The organism is Paenibacillus sp. FW101-FHT12H11, assembly GCF_058790355.1.
In genome coordinates this window covers 364,819-382,404 of the sequence record NZ_JBYTCO010000005.1, presented here as the reverse complement: position 1 = coordinate 382,404, position 17,586 = coordinate 364,819, and the positions used below count along the sequence as shown (strand labels likewise).

The 17,586-nt window shown below is 38.1% G+C and carries 19 protein-coding genes and 1 riboswitch; of the genes, 4 read left to right on the top strand and 15 right to left on the bottom strand.

Translation table 11 applies throughout. The annotated features are described in order from the left end of the window. The first annotated feature begins 188 nt into the window (after positions 1 to 188). The 4 genes from AC3WTJ_RS18500 (at position 189) to AC3WTJ_RS18485 (ending at position 2,664) form a co-directional block, all read left to right on the top strand. Positions 189 to 1,898: a cation:proton antiporter domain-containing protein gene (locus AC3WTJ_RS18500; protein WP_492523053.1), complete on the top strand. Its 1,710-nt coding sequence runs from the start codon at positions 189 to 191 to the stop codon at positions 1,896 to 1,898. Beyond that, positions 1,899 to 2,027, top strand: a complete 129-nt coding sequence (locus AC3WTJ_RS18495; protein WP_492523276.1) for a TrkA C-terminal domain-containing protein — start codon at positions 1,899 to 1,901, stop codon at positions 2,025 to 2,027. Positions 2,028 to 2,098: 71 nt separating this feature from the next. Then, on the top strand, positions 2,099 to 2,302 hold the full coding sequence (locus AC3WTJ_RS18490; protein WP_492523052.1) for a DUF421 domain-containing protein: 204 nt from the start codon (positions 2,099 to 2,101) through the stop codon (positions 2,300 to 2,302). A 5-nt stretch (positions 2,303 to 2,307) separates the two neighbouring features. After that, a complete protein-coding gene (locus AC3WTJ_RS18485; RefSeq protein WP_492523051.1) occupies positions 2,308 to 2,664 on the top strand; it encodes a YetF domain-containing protein in 357 nt (118 codons plus the stop codon). Positions 2,665 to 2,808: 144 nt separating this feature from the next. On the opposite strand, the gene AC3WTJ_RS18480 is transcribed toward AC3WTJ_RS18485, so the two are convergent. The 15 genes from AC3WTJ_RS18480 to AC3WTJ_RS18410 form a co-directional block, all read right to left on the bottom strand. Further along, complete coding sequence (locus tag AC3WTJ_RS18480) at positions 2,809 to 4,341, bottom strand: glycine betaine uptake BCCT transporter (protein ID WP_492523050.1); 1,533 nt, start codon at positions 4,339 to 4,341, stop codon at positions 2,809 to 2,811. 123 nt (positions 4,342 to 4,464) lie between these two features. Beyond that, a complete protein-coding gene (locus tag AC3WTJ_RS18475; protein ID WP_492523049.1) occupies positions 4,465 to 5,646 on the bottom strand; it encodes a cation:proton antiporter in 1,182 nt (393 codons plus the stop codon). A gap of 42 nt (positions 5,647 to 5,688) precedes the next feature. Continuing rightward, entirely contained in the window at positions 5,689 to 5,877 is a 189-nt protein-coding gene (locus AC3WTJ_RS18470) for a hypothetical protein (protein WP_492523048.1), read from the bottom strand. After that, positions 5,874 to 6,077: a hypothetical protein gene (locus tag AC3WTJ_RS18465; RefSeq protein ID WP_492523047.1), complete on the bottom strand. Its 204-nt coding sequence runs from the start codon at positions 6,075 to 6,077 to the stop codon at positions 5,874 to 5,876. The genes AC3WTJ_RS18470 and AC3WTJ_RS18465 overlap by 4 nt, the downstream gene beginning before the upstream one ends. 109 nt (positions 6,078 to 6,186) lie before the next feature. Further along, entirely contained in the window at positions 6,187 to 7,344 is a 1,158-nt protein-coding gene (locus AC3WTJ_RS18460; RefSeq protein ID WP_492523046.1) for a KamA family radical SAM protein, read from the bottom strand. A 230-nt stretch (positions 7,345 to 7,574) separates the two neighbouring features. Next, positions 7,575 to 7,710: riboswitch (cyclic di-AMP (ydaO/yuaA leader) on the bottom strand. A 121-nt stretch (positions 7,711 to 7,831) separates the two neighbouring features. Then, positions 7,832 to 9,187: a TrkH family potassium uptake protein gene (locus AC3WTJ_RS18455; RefSeq protein ID WP_492523045.1), complete on the bottom strand. Its 1,356-nt coding sequence runs from the start codon at positions 9,185 to 9,187 to the stop codon at positions 7,832 to 7,834. Between the two features lie 96 nt (positions 9,188 to 9,283). Beyond that, the gene (locus tag AC3WTJ_RS18450) at positions 9,284 to 10,375 is read right to left on the bottom strand and encodes a GerAB/ArcD/ProY family transporter (protein ID WP_492523044.1); all 1,092 of its coding nucleotides are present in this window, start codon (positions 10,373 to 10,375) and stop codon (positions 9,284 to 9,286) included. An 803-nt stretch (positions 10,376 to 11,178) separates the two neighbouring features. Then, on the bottom strand, positions 11,179 to 11,286 hold the full coding sequence (locus AC3WTJ_RS18445; protein WP_492523275.1) for a hypothetical protein: 108 nt from the start codon (positions 11,284 to 11,286) through the stop codon (positions 11,179 to 11,181). Between the two features lie 435 nt (positions 11,287 to 11,721). Beyond that, on the bottom strand, positions 11,722 to 13,017 hold the full coding sequence (locus tag AC3WTJ_RS18440; RefSeq protein ID WP_492523043.1) for an RNA-directed DNA polymerase: 1,296 nt from the start codon (positions 13,015 to 13,017) through the stop codon (positions 11,722 to 11,724). Beyond that, entirely contained in the window at positions 13,014 to 13,292 is a 279-nt protein-coding gene (locus AC3WTJ_RS18435) for a hypothetical protein (protein ID WP_492523042.1), read from the bottom strand. The genes AC3WTJ_RS18440 and AC3WTJ_RS18435 overlap by 4 nt, the downstream gene beginning before the upstream one ends. A gap of 509 nt (positions 13,293 to 13,801) precedes the next feature. Further along, the gene (locus AC3WTJ_RS18430) at positions 13,802 to 14,008 is read right to left on the bottom strand and encodes a hypothetical protein (RefSeq protein ID WP_492523041.1); all 207 of its coding nucleotides are present in this window, start codon (positions 14,006 to 14,008) and stop codon (positions 13,802 to 13,804) included. A gap of 7 nt (positions 14,009 to 14,015) precedes the next feature. Next, complete coding sequence (locus tag AC3WTJ_RS18425) at positions 14,016 to 14,270, bottom strand: tyrosine-type recombinase/integrase (RefSeq protein ID WP_492523040.1); 255 nt, start codon at positions 14,268 to 14,270, stop codon at positions 14,016 to 14,018. Positions 14,271 to 14,474: 204 nt separating this feature from the next. Beyond that, entirely contained in the window at positions 14,475 to 15,293 is an 819-nt protein-coding gene (locus AC3WTJ_RS18420; RefSeq protein ID WP_492523039.1) for an imm11 family protein, read from the bottom strand. A 194-nt stretch (positions 15,294 to 15,487) separates the two neighbouring features. Beyond that, positions 15,488 to 16,498: a phosphotransferase family protein gene (locus AC3WTJ_RS18415; protein WP_492523038.1), complete on the bottom strand. Its 1,011-nt coding sequence runs from the start codon at positions 16,496 to 16,498 to the stop codon at positions 15,488 to 15,490. 175 nt (positions 16,499 to 16,673) lie between these two features. Beyond that, the gene (locus AC3WTJ_RS18410; protein WP_492523037.1) at positions 16,674 to 17,507 is read right to left on the bottom strand and encodes a DNA/RNA non-specific endonuclease; all 834 of its coding nucleotides are present in this window, start codon (positions 17,505 to 17,507) and stop codon (positions 16,674 to 16,676) included. Positions 17,508 to 17,586: the final 79 nt, after the last annotated feature.

Here is a 17,586-nt window from a genome sequence, read left to right as displayed (position 1 = left end):
TCACCAAAAATCCAAGAAGTTATGATAATAAATATAAGTGATGATGTTAAGATAAAGATTCACACTCCTTTAGGTATGGTTATTTAATTGCATCGAATTCGCTGCATATTGTAAGTTCTGGTATTTGGCTGCATCAAACTGTTAATATTAAAAGTATAAACGGTGAAACAAGTAGGAGGATACCCTTTATGGAACATAGTAACGGCTCTTTAGGAAGTCTGATTCTTGTAGTTACAATCTCTTTCCTTGTTCCGATTCTGCTCTATCAGCTTCGCTTAAGAGTTGTCCCCGTCGTTGTAGCTGAAATAGCTGCAGGACTTCTTATCGGGAAAAGCGGTTTCAATTTGGTAGGCCATGATCCTTGGTTAGAACTCCTTTCGCTTTTAGGGTTTATTTATTTAATGTTTCTAAGCGGGGTTGAAATCGATTTCAACACCTTTATCAAAAAGGATAAGTCCCATAAAGGTTCCTTTCACCCTTTATCCGTAGCCATCTTCGTTTTTATTGGCATCTTCATGCTAGCAGGAATTTTGTCATTGGTATTAATGACTTTTGGCTTGGTCGAACGTGCATTTCTAATGACTTTAATTATTGGTACAATCTCGTTAGGCGTAGTCGTTCCCGTCTTGAAAGAGCGAAAGCTGCTAAGCACAAGTCTTGGGCAAATCCTCCTGTTGGTTGCTGTTCTTGCGGATTTATTCACCATGATCCTCTTGGCGTTTTATGTCAGTTTCCTATCCAGAAATATGTCCAAGCTGCTCTTGCTTTTGTTGTTTTTCTTATTGGTTCTCTTCATCTATGTTATAGTAAAACGCTTTTCATCAGGGAAAGTTTTCAAAATTCTGGGCGAAAGCTCCATACAATTCGGTACAAGAGCCATTTTTACTTTAATTCTCGTCATTGTATTTTTATCTGAGAGTTTGGGTGTTGAAAGCATTTTAGGTGCGTTCCTCGCCGGGATCATTGTCTCTTTGCTACAGCCAAAGAAAGAATTTATCCATCAGCTGGAGTCGTTCGGATACGGATTTTTAATCCCCATTTTTTTTGTCATGGTAGGTGCTAAGCTCGATTTAAAATACTTATTTGCAGATTTAAAAATTCTATTGACCATTCCGCTTCTTTTGATTGTGATGTTTCTTTCTAAAATAATTCCCATGTTGTTATTAAAAAAATGGTTCAGTTGGCACGAAGTTCTTAGTTCAGGGATCCTGCTTTCTTCTACACTTAGCTTAGTTATAGCTGCAGCAACACTTGCCTTGGAACTGCATGTCATCGGAGAATCCCTTCATAGCGCATTGATACTGGTAGCTATCCTTAGTTGTCTACTGTTTCCCGTCCTTTTCAACAAACTCGCACCTAAACCATATATACGTAAAAAAATGATTTCCATTATAGGTTTAAATCATATCTCCATGCCCGTTGCACAAGACTTTATAGCTGAAGATGTGTATCGTATTCAGGTCTTCACAGCAAGCGACTCTACTAACAGCGATACCCAACTTGAACATAGGGATCCCGCTTATATTCATCATATTCCTATTCTGAATGAAACGACTTTGAAACAACATGGCGCATTTGATGCAGATATCGTTGTCATTGCAACAATGGATGATGCTTTTAACATACAACTGGCAAATAAAATGAAGACAGATGAGCCTGATAAAAGGCTTCTGGTTCGCATTGAAGCGCCAGAAGCTCAGGCTGATATGGCAGGTACAGGGCTCGAGGTGTTTTCCACTTTATTCGCGGCTCGTACAGTGCTTCGAGCATTAATTGACAGCCCCGGCGCACTGAAGCTGATAACAGAAGAAGAAGGTACTATTTTTGAAGTGCAAATCCATCATCTTCCCTATCGGACAACTCTCCTACGCCAACTGCCTCGATTAGAAAACATATAAATTTTACGAATTTACCGAGGACAATCGTATCTGATCCCCCACGGGAACACAGAAATTCGTTTTGAAGACCGTTTATTGATTAGCGGAAATGCCGAGCAAATCGAAGCATTTCGTGAAATGGTTACCTGAGTCAGTAATTACTGGGATATAATTCTTGAAATTGAAAACACTATGGTAAAATATTCACGGAGGAAAACTCAATGTGGACGATTGTTTGGAATTCAATCGCTTTGGCTTTTGTTGGAACCTTCCTATTAAGAATTGCTGGTCGAAAATCCATATCTCAAATGACTACTCCTCAGCTTGCCATCTTATTATCCATTGGTTCTATCCTTGGTTCAGAAGTTGGCGACAAAGGATTGGCTAATTCCATTTTAGGTACAAGTATCTTCATTGTTTTTTAGTGTTTATGGAATGGATAACGCTCAAATGGAAAGTTGCCGAACACCTTTTAAAAGGAAAGCCTATCTTCGTCATATCTGACGGTGTATTAAACATTAAAAATATGAAAAGTATTCGTCTAAGTACCGAAGATTTAGAGAAACGCTTACGTATGGCAGGAATCAGCCGTATTGATGATGTCAAGTCAGGAACTATTGAAGCCAATGGAGAGCTAGGGTATGAGTTAATGCCACATGCCAGACCTATAACCATGGGTGACTTCGAAAAATTTATGTTGATTAATTTTCCTAATTTATCTGTCCAAAACATACAGAGTCAAGAAACAGATACTCTATTTACTGAATCAAAAATTAATATTCATTAGGAAAAGCGAAGTACAAGAGTAGCCAGCTGATCACCGGCTCTTCTTGTACTTCATTTTTTGTATACTGACGTTATCTTTTACCCACTTTGAAAAAGGTGATATTTTCAACTTGATACCTAAAGATTCTCCTCAGGATCAAACTAATTAAGTTTCACTCTGTATGCTCAAAAGTTCATCCAATTTCTTCATGCGCCTATCGTCTCTGCTTCTTAATGATTTCTCATCTTGCCTGAGTGCGATCATTAAGGATACACACATGCCTATGATAATGATGGCGAATGGGAGCGCAGCGATGATAGAAGCCGTCTGTAAGCCACTTAGGCCTCCACTAATTAACAATACAATCGCCATGGACGATTGCAGCACCCCCCATACAATCTTGACTGTGTTCGACGGATTAGGATCTCCTTTCGTAGAAAGCATTCCGAGAACGAATGTAGCAGAGTCGGCAGATGTAATGAAAAAAGTGATAATCAGAATAGTAGCTATAAGCGCTATGATATGACCTATGGGCAGCTGCTGTAACGTTAAGAACAAAGCAGATGTAACATCTTGTTTAGCCGCGGCAGCTATCGGAAACTGATCAAATAATTCCAAGTGAAGCCCTGTTCCACCGAATACGGAAAACCACATGAAGCTAAACAGGCTAGGCACTAAGAGTACACCTAAAACAAATTCTTTAATCGTTCTGCCTTTGGATACACGGGCGATGAAGGTGCCAACAAAAGGGCCCCAAGCGATCCACCATGCCCAATAAAATAAAGTCCAAACACCAACCCAGGTTCCTTGTGTAAAAGGAGTCATTCTCAAGCTCATATACACAAGATTCTGCAGATAACCACCTAATGTCGATGTAAATAGATCTAAAATAAACGAAGTTGGACCAACTAGGAATACGAATGCCATTAATAAGACAGCAATGAGCAGATTTGTATTGCTTAATATTCGGATTCCCTTATCTAATCCAGTAGTTGCAGAGATTAAAAATAAGACAGTTACAATGCCAATAATGACTACTTGAACCACAGGTTGAATTGAAATACCAAACATGTGATTTAAGCCACCGTTAATTTGAAGTGCTCCCAATCCTAGCGAAGTGGCTACGCCGAATGCAGTTGCAATAATAGCAAGGATGTCAATAACTGCTCCAATTCCTCCCTCGGACAGTTTTCCAATTAAAGGCGAGAAGACAGCACTTATAAGCCCTTTTTTATCATGCCGGAATTGGAAATAAGCTAAAGTAAGCGAGATTATTGTATAAATAGCCCATGGATGAACCCCCCAGTGAAAGAAGGAATACCGCATTGCCAAGCGTGCAGCCTCTGTAGAACCTCCAGTCGCTCCTTCAGGCGGTGAAAGATAGTGTGATAACGGCTCAGCTACTCCCCAGAAAACAAGGCCAATCCCCATCCCAGCACTAAAAAGCATGGCAAACCAAGATATGGTTGAATATTCGGGTTCATCTTCGTCTTTCCCTAGCTTAATTCGTCCATACTTACTAAAAGCCAAATAAAAAGCGAAAACCAAGCAGCCAAAAGTCGAGATCAAAAAAAACCATCCAAAATTTCTTATTGACGAGTCAAAAAGCGAAGTTGCTGTCGCAGCAAACTGAACAGGAGCAAATGCTCCACACAATACAAAAATTATAATAATACCTATTGAAATAGATAGAACCATATTCTCATACCTTTCTTTTCGAGAGTCAGATATAATTTTTACCTACAGAGGGAATTTGATGCACAAATAAAAAACCACTTCGAGATCATTTCTTCTCAAAGTGGTCTATGTCCATTTAGTGGTTTACTTAACTTTAAGTCTTTTTACAAGAGGACTTATTGTTGTTCCTTGAACTAGCAGTGAAAAAACTACATTACTAAACGTCATAGCCAATATTATGTCACGGCCATCAAAATCCGGAGAAATGCTCAAGATTAACGCAATAGACAGTGATCCTTTTAATCCGCCCCATGCAATAATCGGCTTCCAGATGGCAGGTATTTCTTTATCAAAGATAAGGCTAATATAGACAGCAATAAATCTTGCCGTCAGAACAATGAGAATGCTTCCACCGATTTGAATCCACTTTTCAGAGAAATCAATATTTGAAATTTCAAGACCAACCATGAGAAAAATCAATGCGTTCGCAATAAAAGCGATTGTTTCCCAAAAGGAGTCCATTTTATCATGTGTTAAATCGGACATGCCGATATTTTTTCCGTAAGTTCCTAACAAGAGTCCTGCAAAAACAACCGAAATGACACCGGAGAAATGGAACATTTCAGCCAACTCAAATGCTCCATAGAACAGGACAATTGAAAGCCCGATCTCCACTAGGTAATTGTCAATGCTTGAGGTTATTTTTGAGGCCATGTAGCCTGTTACAACGCCAATGACTATGCCTCCTAGAACTACTTTAACAAACTCCAATGATCCATGTAATACACCTGACATGCTTAGTACCGTTGTTACCAAGGCTATTTTAAAAAGGACAACAGCTACTCCGTCATTCGCCAAACTCTCTCCTTCAACGATAATGGACAACTTCTTGTTCAAACCCATTGACTTAAAGATCGTTAATACGGAGACCGGGTCTGTGGCTGCCATCAATGCGCCAAAGACAAGCGACTTTTGTAAGTCCAGGCCCAATAAGAAATATGAAAGCCCGGCTACCAGAATAAATGTTATAAACGTTCCTAATAACGCCAGTAATAATATCGGACGTTTGTTTTCCTTGATTTCTCCAAAAGGAAGCTTTAGTGCAGCATCTCCAATTAACGCTGACAGGAAAATTAAAATCACAGCTGTTTGAAAGACATGATCCGAAGCCACATAGGTTTTAAATTCATTAAGAACCTGAATGGGGAAAATACCAAGCAAAAGCCCAGCAACAACAAGCAAGGTTGGATAAGGTTGTTTTATTTTATCTGCTACATAAGCGATCGCAACTGCGATTCCGAGCAGTACAAGCCAGTAGTGGATCATTGAAACCTCCTATGATGAGCCTTGCTGTTATTATGTGTAAATTTATGTTTCCTTATCTCCACTACAATTTTTCGCTTGAGTTTTAAGCTTACGTTTTGTATGTACATCTCTCATCGTCGGTTCTTTTAATTCATTTAATGGCCGCTTCCACCCATCATCACATATACAAAAACCATCTTTATCTTTGAACAAAATTTCGATGACCTTTCCTTCTGTTGTTTTCATAATCATAATGTTTCAATCCCATCAGCCGTTTTTTCAACAGCATATTTTCCACAAATAGTTTCCACTAGCCTCTGTAATTCTTGCCGTCTTGTCTTGGCATTTAGCCGACCGCTTACATTATTTTCCTTCTTATATTCGATTTCTTTTAATTTTAAGTAATCGATTCTTTCTTTTATTTCTTCTAACATAGCGTATGTGGTTAGCATAACTTCCCTCCCCAAAAAAATCTATATCACTTAATTTGTACGTCTAATAAACAAGAGGAGCCCCTAAATTGACAGACTCCTCCAAGATGATCTTCTTTATTCTTTTGGCTTAATGTAAAGGCAAGTCTGGAAGATCATTTGCAGAGATCACACTGGTTGCTATTTTCTTTGGTCTGTTCCAAAGTTCTTTACTTCCAGGTAGATCATCGAACCAAGCAGCGTCATCAGGGCAATCTAATATGATAAATTTTCCATATTGCTGATCGCGTGACTGATGATATTTTAAATATGCCTTGCCATCTTCAATTGCTAGTATTTCAATTTTACCAGATGTGTGACTCATGGATAGTCTCACTCTTTTCCCAAGACCGGATGTTAAAGACTTCGCACTTTCAACTAGCCGGTATACTCTTTCTAAAGGTAATACAAACTCTCTATTACCGGCAACAGGACGATTTATAAAAAAATAATACGGCGTTACTCCTGCCCATGATAACTTATCAAGTAATTCAGCTAGGACCAGAGGATCATCGTTAATTCCTTTAAGCACAGGGGTCTGATTGACAACGATTGCGCCTGCATTATGTAAAGCTTCAAAAGCTCTTTTTGCCTCTTTAGTAATTTCTCTTGGGTGATTAATATGTGCCATCACATAAATACGCTTATCGACTGTAGAATATGTTCTTATAAGTTCAAGTAAAGCTTCGTCTTCATAAATCCTCATTGGATTAAAAACAGGAATTTTAGAACCTAACCGAATAATTTCTACATGGTCAATTTTACGTAATTGTTCAATTATTTTCCTGAGTTTCGATGTTGCTAGAATTAAACTATCTCCGCCAGTCAGCAATACATTATTAATTTCAGGATGGCTCTCAATATATGCCAATCCGGGATCAACATTTGTAACTGCTTCTTTCACGTCATTTCGAAACAGCCTTTTGCGGAAGCAATATCGGCAATAGGCACCGCACACTTCAGAAACTAGTAATAAGGCAGTTGTTTTATATTTATGTTGACAACCAGGGACAACATAGTTTGTGTCTTCATCAGAAGCGTCCCAACGTCCATACTCCGATAATTCACCTTCATTAGGGATGATTAGCTTTTTTATCGGATCGTTCGGGTCAGACCAATCAATCAAATTCAAGTAATAATCATTCACACGAAATACGAATTTTTCCGTAATTGCTTTCAGTTTACTTCGTTCCTGTTCTGGAATCTCCGTGATTTTATCAATATCGGTAATATATTTCGGCTGTGCCATAGATGATCCTCCTCGAAAAGCAAATATTCGTTTTTTTGGATGCTTAATTATTCTAAACGATATCCTCCTTTGTCTAGATGGTCATGGATGGGTGTAATAAGACAAATAAAATAGACCCGCATGACGGAGTAGATCGTAAAATAAATACGATCTACTCCGTTATGAACAGGCCTAATTAAACAACAAGACCCGTTCTACGGGTCAAAAATGCAATTATTTGCATAATAAAAAACTGACCCATCCACTGCTGACGAGGTTAGCTGCCGGGCTCGGGAAAGATGGTTCCCTACATGAAGATTCGCCCCAGAAAATTGGTTCCCCCGCTTTCCAGAATTTATCAATCCGGAAATTAAGCGTAGTTTTATATTACACAACAATGTTGTATTCGTCAAACATCACACGAAAATTTTCATTACTATAAAATCTAATGTAAAAAGTAAGGAGTGTTAGTTTACTTGTTATATCAAAAAATGAAAACCGATTTGCTTCACCCAATCATTAATTTTTCTTCAACATATCGATAAGGCTGCTTTTTTATGGATTGAGAAAAGGAAAATGCAAGAGTTAATGGACCTAATCGACCAATGAACATTGTAATCATGATGATGATTTTCCCAATTGGAGAAAGTTCATAGGTCAGCCCCATTGACATACCTACTGTGCCAAAAGCAGAGGTAACCTCAAACAATATTTCTAAAAAATCCTTCTGTAATTTATGTTCGGTTAAAGTAAGCAAAAATGCGGAGCTAAGCACCACAAATAGGGATATGATGATGACTGCCAACGCGCGAAGGACCAAATCTTGAACTATTCTTCTCTGAAAAAGCTGAAGTTCTTCCCTCCCACGAACAATTGTCAACACCGCTAACACTAATATTGCAAAGGTACTCGTTTTAATTCCACCACCTGTAGAACCAGAAGAAGCTCCTACGAACATTAAAAAAATCATAAAGAACTGTGAAGCCGCCATCATTGAGGCAATATCAATTGTGTTAAACCCTGCTGTTCGAGGTACTACTCCTTGAAAGAAGCTTGCCCATAACTTCTCAGATAAGCTGAGATTTCCAAATGTTTTGGGATTAGCTATTTCGATAAAGAATATAACTAGTACCCCTAATACAATTAATATAACCGTAGTCGTCAAAACAACCTTTGTATTAAGAGATAGTTTGCTCCAGCTTTTTTTGTCATACACATCTAAAACAACTGTAAAACCGATGCCACCCAGTATAAACAACAAAGCGATCGTGATGTTCACCGTCGGATCTCCGACATACCTGCTTAGACTATCGGACCACAAGGCAAAGCCTGCATTATTGAAAGCTGAGATGGAATGGAAAATGCCATAATAGATAGCGCGTGCAGCCCCAAGGTCATTCGACCAGCGAAGAGTCAGTATTAATGCCCCTAAGGATTCTATTATCAAAGCGATCATAAAAATACCCAATATGAGTCTAACGACCCCTTGAGGCGATGACGAATTTGTTGATTGCTGTATCAGTAGTCTCTCTTTTAAACCAATTTTTTTCCCCATAATAATAGCCATTAACACGCCAAAGGTCATGAATCCTAAACCACCAATTTGAATCAAAATCATGATGACGACCTCGCCAAATGTTGAAAATGCAACAGGTGTATCAACAACAATTAACCCCGTTACACAAACTGCTGATGTGGAAGTAAATAGTGCGTTTAAAAAACTAACACGCTGTCCATTCGCAGCTGAAACAGGAAAGTAAAGAAGAACAGCACCGATTAATATTATTAATGCAAAACCAATTATTATAATCCTAGGAGTGGTTAACTTAAATTCCGATACTTTCATTTTACTCTTTTGATCCATCCATCAACATACTCCTCAAGTAAATTTAATATGTAAAAATTATAACTGCAAATACCTTCAAGTTAAAACTTAATGTAATCTCATTTCGCCTGCCACCTATGTATTTTTTTTCTGACGTATAACAGCTACAATCATTAAAATCAAAGGATACACAATCGTGAAGACTAGCCCCCATGTACCAATAATTTGTATGATTGTATACATCTGCAGCAAGTTTTGTGGAAACATTGCAATAACATAAATAAATGGTACGAGAAAAAATGTAAACAACTTGTGATCGTGCAATCGTAATAATTGACTCATAAAATTAATAGCTAAATAGTAAGACGATAGCAATGTTGTAAATACAGCAGTTACCCATACAGCTAGAAAAGCGCCATCTAGACGTTCCAAAATGTTGGCAGGCAATGATGTGGTTTTAGCTAATTCCAAGGTTGGCCAAACAAGCTTTTTAATTTCTTCTGACCCGAAGACACCAACCGTGGCAATTACGATGAGGAGATACAACGCTCCAGCTATTGAAATTCCTATATAACTTGCAAGCATAGCTTTTTCTGGTCTCCTCATAGCTGGAACTATTATTGTTATGACAAAAGAACCTTGAAATAAGGCAGCCATCGTAATCCCACCTTTAAAGATACTTTTAGGATCATTCCCCCATGGTGGTAACAGGTTGATCAGATGGGCATCTTTTAGCGAGAACACGACAATCAATAACGCAGGGAATATGATGATAGGGAAATAAAAATGATGGAAATACGCAAAAGTAGTGATATCTGCGCGAGCCGAAAGAGCTGCTAGTAGCAGCATGACGATAACAGTAACCTCAAGCGGAGTCTTCGCTAAGACAGAAGTAACGACGACCTCCCCAAACTCACGTGAAGCAAGTGCTGCTAGAAAGCAAAATAGGATTATTATCATCAAATTGATTATTCGAGCACCCCAATACCCTATTAAGCCTTCGCTATATTGAATTATAGATTGCGTGGGAAAACGTATACCTAGTTTCGTTGTAAGCCAAAGTCCTAGTAGACCAACTAAGAAGCCAAAAAGCGTTACAAGTGGCGCCCCTGAATCAGCAGCCCATACAGCAAAACGCGAAAGAGCTAGCACACCCACCCCAACAATTGCGCTAATTAGAATTATTGCAGTTTGAATGATTGTGATTTGGCGATTTTGTCCCTCCATAATTGAATCCTCCTTACGAACCAATTTCTAGAACTAACGTATACGCAAGAGTAAATTTCGCAAAACTTCCTCGTAGGCATACTTTGATCCATATATTTCCTCAAATCAAAAAATATATGCAGTAAATAACTTATTTTAAGGCATACATTTTGAATGTACTAAATCTCGAAATCGTGTTAAAGACTTACACTCGGAACACCCCTCACACTCACTCCTATTAAATTTGTGAATTATTTTTATAAATTTATTTTTCCTTGGCACTTAAATTAACCACAACATAAATGGAGCCCTTAGCCCAGAGTCGCTTAAATCAGCGCACTGGTGATGGGCTCCTCCTTATAGGTGATCTCATCGATTTTCAAATATTACTACCCAGTATCTCCTTAAAAGATCACACGGTTCGTAAGTTCCGTTTTTGATATCACAATTCAAACTCACTTGTGTACAAGGCAAACGAGTGTTGTGTGGGAGATTCTATATCAAAAGATAACGGGTAGGGCTGCTGCGAAAGTGATTTGAGTTCAGATATAATAAAATCAGCAAAAGGTTTCTTGTTGTTAAATTGATGATTGGAATCATCAGAATATTTATAAAATGATGATTTCTCGAAGCCCGGGTATATCCCAGGTTTTTCTTAGTGAGTAACATAGAACCAATATCAAAGATTATCCTCAAAATTTGCTCTTTTGGGTTCGACCATAAGAAAACCGCCATCTAAAAAGGCGGTTTTCAATAACGTTATTATTTCCTCGATCTAGCCACCTGATAGGCATTACTACTAAGCAGTCCAATAAATAAGCACATTAGGCCACCAAAAAAACATAAATAACAACACCTACTATTGCGCTTAGCACACCAAAAATCACTTGGTCTTTATTGGAGACTGGCGAGGTTGCTAGATCTGTCAGCATAAATAGAGCAAAGAACAATGAAGCGTTTATAAAAGGCGGTCGCAATGCATCAGCAGCTTCTCAGACATGCATGAACCCCATTAGAATCAATAACAAAAAATACGTACCAAGAAATGCAAACACTTGAGGGAATAAAGGAATCCAATTGTCCAAACCGGCAGATCCCCAAATACTCCCCACCAGCTCTGCCCAGTTAGAAAAAGAGAATAGACAAGAGTAGGCCGAAGGCGGCCGGATTAAATACCGGTTTTTCTTAAAAACAATAAGGTGTTTAGATAGAATAGCCATGATTACAGTAATAACTATCAATATAATCTGGGTTTATAAAAGGATACAGGTTAAAAGATCGAAAAGCCACCCGGATGCTTTCCGAAGTGGCTTACATATTTTATGCTATAGTTTTAGACTTATATATGTCATTCATCATCAAATTCTTCACTTTGATCCATATTGTATTTTTTTATTAAGAGACCACTCCAAAAGTAATTCTTCTGACAAGCTCAAAGGATGCGTTTTTTTAATGTGTTTTAAATAATGAGTTCTTTCATCTTCAGGTAGTATTTTACATGCAATCAGCATAGCCCTTCGACTCCATGGATCTAAGGTCGAGTATAACTCCTTTAACTCCCGTATCCAAGTGGACGCTCCTGCTTCATAAGCTGCAAATATAATCTTCCTTTTAGCTTCAGGCGACGAGGACTTGTACAATGATAATAATTTATTTAAATGGTTTAGATCAGAATTACTTGCGAATAAGTTCAAGATAGCTATATAAAAATACTCATTAGCTTGAATAAGATCATCTTCAAGTATTGTTACTGCCTGATCTCCTAATGTAAGAAAGTCTTCTTCAAAATTCCTACTCGCCGAAATTAAATAGTGGCACACATCGCTAATTGCAGGAATTAATCTATTAATATTTTCTATTGTATATTGAATACCTCCTGGTGCACCTAATTGACCAAGTCTTCTATATAACCACCTTATTTTTTTGAAGTCTGGATCTAATACATTTAAGTATTTATCTAGAACTTCATTGATGTAATGATCTTCAAACAATTCTTGCTCCTCTGGGTCTAGCTGATTAAAATCTATTCCTTTATAGGAACCAGTGGTATACTTCTTTAAAACCTTAATCATCTGGTCTTCATTCTCATTTAGTGAGTTATCATTCAACATCTTTTTGCATATTTCAATGAAATCGGTAGCTTTAATAATAGCAGTCTTTTGTCTTTGTAGTATTAGTTTCTGTTGCTTATCTAATATTTCAGCCATATGATATACGGTTATTTGAGCTTCTTTTTCATCATCACAAAATACATAAATATCATCTGCGTAGCGACAATAATCAATGCCCTTTATAGACAAACTATCGTCAATTGGAATTAATGTCATTTCCGCAAGCAGATGTGAAGAGTGTGGTCCTATTGGTATCCCCCTTGAAACAGTTTTTGTAATATCCTCCAATAGACGCATTACAAATTTAATTATTGCGTTTGGAAATCCAGACTCCCCTAATTGATTTTCTACAGTATGATGATATATTTGATTATAAAAATCGGATATATCCATTTGAACCACATATTTTTTTATTTGACTTTTATCTAAACATGAAGCCCAAAACTCTTTCCACGAATTCTCATTGCTATAAAAGATCCCATCCATTTCAGGAGCAAATCTATAACTAAATACAGTTTTTTCTAATTTTGGCCTCCGACGTTTTTCAATCAATGACCGTATTCAAAAATAACAGCTGCTAGTAAAAGACTATCTATAGGATCTAGTTGAGTTGCAGTTCTATACGATAATTCGGTTTTAGGAATAACAAATCTTCTTGATGGACTAAACTGATGTTGTGTTATGTCATAATCTTTTAATTTTGCTATAACTTTATCTTTTAAATCGTTAAAAACATTAATTTCTTTTGGACTTGGAAAGAGATCGGTGTCTTTTTCAAATTGCAAATGGTTAATAGCCCATTTTATTGAATCCTCTTTAAGTTTCATATTTCACCCTTATTAATTAATTTCAACATATTTATTCGCAGGCGCAACAGCTACACTTGTTAGAAAAATTGTTTATTATCTCCCTATATTCACTCTTATGATTAATAAACTTAATACTACAGTTATTCCTCCACCAGTAGCCTCATCTGATCAACTTCCATTATAATACATCCGACAACAATGTACATTTTTTCCCTAAGACTACATAATATCCTTTTTCGTCACGTTATTCCGAATTTCTCATTTAATAATACTACCATTAGATTACTGCATGCTTGCTGATAATTGATTGAGTTTTTAACCTTACTAGAGGTCGGCGTCTAGAATGTAGGCAGATTTGTGTCACATGACTACAATGTAGGGAAATTTGTGCATTTCTCTATGACACAAAGTCACCTACATAAAAAAATAAAAGCTTGATTTCTCAAGCTATTTGGCTCCGGTTTATGTAGGCACATTTGTGTCATTGGACATATGGTTTGTGTCACAATTCATTTGATTAACTTTTTTCACTCTACCTTACCGTTATCTAGGAGCTGGCACGCGTAGGTATGACGAAAGCGATGAGGATATACATTTGCCTTGAGCTCTCCCCGATCAGCAAGCCGTTTTAATGCCCACCTGATCGTCGGAATAGCCATCCTTCTTGTTGGATATGTATCGGTTGCAAATAGGGCCTTGCAGGAGTCCTCGCGGCTTGCGAGATACTTCTGCAACCAAACTTTACACTCTGTTGTAAACTTCTCTTTGTTTCGAGCCCTTGCCAATTACAATTGCGGAGCAGTTCTCCCAATTCAGGTCCTCGATGTTTAACTTTTCCACCTCTCCAACCCGGCAGCCAGTACCATAGAGAAACTCAAGAAGTGCCCTCTCTCTCAGAGACTGGCAAGAGATTTTCAAGTGAATGACTTCGCGTAACTTCAATGAAGGATTTGATGTTAAGTATGTTTCTTCATAAGCAAACTCACTTAAAATCATATATAAAACCTCCCATAAGAGCTATTAAATCTAGTTTGCTTCTTATGGAAGGTTTTAGACTGTCTGAATTAATTAAACTAGCGTTCCGCGTTAGTTGAATCGAATCCTTAAAGGCTGCCTTTTGTGTGTCGGCAGCCTCCAATGGGTGTTTATTTAACAAACAAATTTCTGGTAGTGTAATAATCTAAAATTTTTTCTATGATTTTATTTAATATCATTACAAATAACCCAGCTAATATCATGGAATATCGGAGGATAGTAGGGAGAATCAATCCATTGGTAAGTACCATTCAATTGTAGCTTGCCGTAAATAATAAATTCGTCTTTTACTTGAATGGCATATTGTGAGCTTACTAATTTGTGGCCCTCTTTCGCTTTTTTGACAGCTTCATTGTACTTTAACCTTTCTCCATCTAGAGAATTAATCGACCTTACCATGTCTTGCATAATTTGCTCTTTTAATAACCAGCTATTATCAGAATCCCAGATCTCCCTGAAAACATAACCCTTTAAATTGCTTGATTCAATATGATTTTTAAACGTTTCTGTAACAAAACACTTCGTGTGAAGTTCTTGGGGAATCTTAAAAATTATTGGATCTTCCGCTTCAAGAATATTCACGTTGAAATCATAACCAATAATATCCATTATCCTTCCACTGGAAAATCTCTTTATTTTTGATTCGCTTTCGTTTAGGCAATCAATGATGTTTATAACGTTACAAACAAAATAATTGTATACGTCATGTTTCAATGGAAGAAATTCAACCTTTTCACCCAAAAGTTCTAACGAGTAATTTACTGCTTTTTCGCTAAAAATTGGAGCTTGCACATCCCAAAAAATCGGAAAGTCAGTATATTTATTGGATTTATCGTAAAGAACGACTTCGAGTGGATTCCATTCTTCATTTAATGGTTTCCCATCAATCTTGTCTCTCAAATAATCATAATTCGATTCACTCTGCTCCTGTAAAATAAGGCTAAAGTGTTCATTCGTCACATTATATAACTGCCATATCTTCACAAGATACCTCCTATATGACATCTTAACTATAGAAAATTATACCATATTTTCACATTATCTTAAGTAATATAGCAGTAAATCAAGCTAGATGCTACCACGCTCTACTGCCCATTACTTCAATAAACAAGGGACAGCTGCCTATCGCGGCGATCTGTCCCTTGTCTTTAAACTATCGTGTCCCGTTAGTTGAACAATCAATATAATAGATGTGCCGCCGACTCTGTGTATCTTTCTGCCCATTGAGAAAAAGAAAGATCATTATCCCAAGTAACATTATTTATTGCTTTGGCACATCCCCAATCTAGCACTCGCTGGTGTAGCATATGGACTCTAAACCGTTCCAGAAAGGCTTCCTTTGCCCCAGATACATTGAAATAAACAGTGAGGAATTGCTTTGCCAGTTGTTCTTCTCCTTTATCTAAATACATGGCAACCATTCTTGGCAAGTCTGCGAGCCCATCACCAAAATATCCAGTGGTAAAGTCAAAAATTCCACTTAACTGCCAACCATGAATTTTATGTTGAACAAGTACGTTATCTGCTTTGAAATCGCCCATTATAAAGCTCGGTGAGCATAAGTGTTCAAAAACAAATTCAGAAGCAGCCAATATATTTTCAACCCACTCAGTATCCCTTTGGGTAATTACTGAATATTTTTTAGCATCCTCCAACCAAAATCTAATTCTGTTGTAAAGCCATGATTTATAAGAATCCTCAAACGGACGAACAGTCTGATTTTTCGGGTCAAATTCTCCATACTTTTCTGCTTTCCAAGTATGTAATTCGGTTAGGCTTATTGCTAATACTTCAGCAATTTGTATTTTGTCCTCTTCACTAAGTTTTGCTTCAAATTCTGGCTCGTTAATATGTCTACCTGGAAGACGAGACATTAGAGAGTAACTCCAACCAAATATGTCCTCTGATTCATCGACTAGGTATAGGGAGGGAACAGGTAATTTTGTTCGTTTAAGCAAATTTTCTACATAGTATTTCTCTTCAATGAATTGCCATTCAAAGAGTGGGTTTCCTTTAAGTACATACTCTCCCATTGAAGAAATAACAAACATGGTCTGGTTCCCCACACCTTTTGCTGTTCTTTCAAAAGAAATGAGTTTTCCTAGATTAAATCGTGTAAGCATCAACTGTATCTGCTCGTCTTTTATTACACCTAATTTGTTCGAAGAAAAAAAGATTTCAGTAGTCAATTTCTCTCACCACCATTATGCTGGATAAATTAATAATTCGAGTCCAATTATTAGTCTCCTTCCAGATACTTCATAAAGAAAGCAGATTGCTGGTGCAATCTGCTTCATTCCACTATCGTTATCCGTTACTTCAACATTTATTAATCCGCCGCTGGGTCGCTGGCGCGGCAGGCGCTTATTGCGAAATGCTGGTATCTGCGCCGCTGTTGTAGTTGATAGTATGCCCTTCCGCGTCGTTGATGACGATAATCTCGAAATTGAGCGAGCCATCAGACGACTTCACATCGACGATGGAGCCGCGTGGTATAGTCTCATTACCGGAATACAGCGGGGTCGTCTCATATTCAATCATCACGCTGGAATTGACATGGCTCATCCAGAAACTTTCAACCTTCTCTTCTGCCGCTCGCATACCGCCATTCTGATCCGCGCCGACGTTTTGACTGCGCGTGCCAGTCGTAAAATTATAGGGCGAAGTATAAGAGCCCTTGCCAAGCAGACTATCCGCAATCGAATGACTGCGATTATAGAGATAACCGTGATAGGTCTTGCCGGTCAAAGAATAACTAATTGCCACTTTGGGATTGTGTGCAGGCCAAGCAGGTGGATCGAGTGGCGTACCTTGTCGTTCGCCTTTCGAAGCCTTGAACTCCGCATAGGTCAGAACCGCCCGAGCAGTGGCCGAGCGCCCCTGACTGTCCGATGTGAAGTGATAGTCGCCTGCCTTCATGCCATCGAATCCCGACAAGCGGGCAGCCCCGTTCTCCCAGTAATAGTCCTTCGTGGGGCCTGGCAACTGTGCATTGGTATAGGTCATGAGCTTGGCCAGAATCTCGGACTCCGAACTAGTGGAACTGCTTGCCGACGAAGCGGACTGGGAAGAACTACTTGAACTAATCGGCTGAGTCGTCGTCGAGTTCTTTGTAACTGCGGCCTTCTGCGTCGGTGCGCTACACCCAATGAGGGATAGGGCCAAGGCAGTTACGAAAATAATGGATAGCTTTTTCATTGGTGAGTTTCTCCTATGTGTAACCTTGATGACCTTAATTATATCGGATGTATAACGGGCGGCAAAGACAAATGAATCC

Coding starts and splice junctions, on each gene's coding strand:
- AC3WTJ_RS18500 (WP_492523053.1), top strand. CDS start 189: ATGGAACATAGTAACGGCTCTTTAGGAAGTCTGATTCTTGTAGTTACA.
- AC3WTJ_RS18490 (WP_492523052.1), top strand. CDS start 2,099: ATGTGGACGATTGTTTGGAATTCAATCGCTTTGGCTTTTGTTGGAACC.
- AC3WTJ_RS18485 (WP_492523051.1), top strand. CDS start 2,308: ATGGAATGGATAACGCTCAAATGGAAAGTTGCCGAACACCTTTTAAAA.
- AC3WTJ_RS18480 (WP_492523050.1), bottom strand. CDS start 4,341: ATGGTTCTATCTATTTCAATAGGTATTATTATAATTTTTGTATTGTGT.
- AC3WTJ_RS18475 (WP_492523049.1), bottom strand. CDS start 5,646: ATGATCCACTACTGGCTTGTACTGCTCGGAATCGCAGTTGCGATCGCT.
- AC3WTJ_RS18470 (WP_492523048.1), bottom strand. CDS start 5,877: ATGATTATGAAAACAACAGAAGGAAAGGTCATCGAAATTTTGTTCAAA.
- AC3WTJ_RS18465 (WP_492523047.1), bottom strand. CDS start 6,077: ATGCTAACCACATACGCTATGTTAGAAGAAATAAAAGAAAGAATCGAT.
- AC3WTJ_RS18460 (WP_492523046.1), bottom strand. CDS start 7,344: ATGGCACAGCCGAAATATATTACCGATATTGATAAAATCACGGAGATT.
- AC3WTJ_RS18455 (WP_492523045.1), bottom strand. CDS start 9,187: ATGGATCAAAAGAGTAAAATGAAAGTATCGGAATTTAAGTTAACCACT.
- AC3WTJ_RS18450 (WP_492523044.1), bottom strand. CDS start 10,375: ATGGAGGGACAAAATCGCCAAATCACAATCATTCAAACTGCAATAATT.
- AC3WTJ_RS18445 (WP_492523275.1), bottom strand. CDS start 11,286: ATGCTGACAGATCTAGCAACCTCGCCAGTCTCCAATAAAGACCAAGTG.
- AC3WTJ_RS18435 (WP_492523042.1), bottom strand. CDS start 13,292: ATGAAACTTAAAGAGGATTCAATAAAATGGGCTATTAACCATTTGCAA.
- AC3WTJ_RS18425 (WP_492523040.1), bottom strand. CDS start 14,270: ATGATTTTAAGTGAGTTTGCTTATGAAGAAACATACTTAACATCAAAT.
- AC3WTJ_RS18410 (WP_492523037.1), bottom strand. CDS start 17,507: ATGAAAAAGCTATCCATTATTTTCGTAACTGCCTTGGCCCTATCCCTC.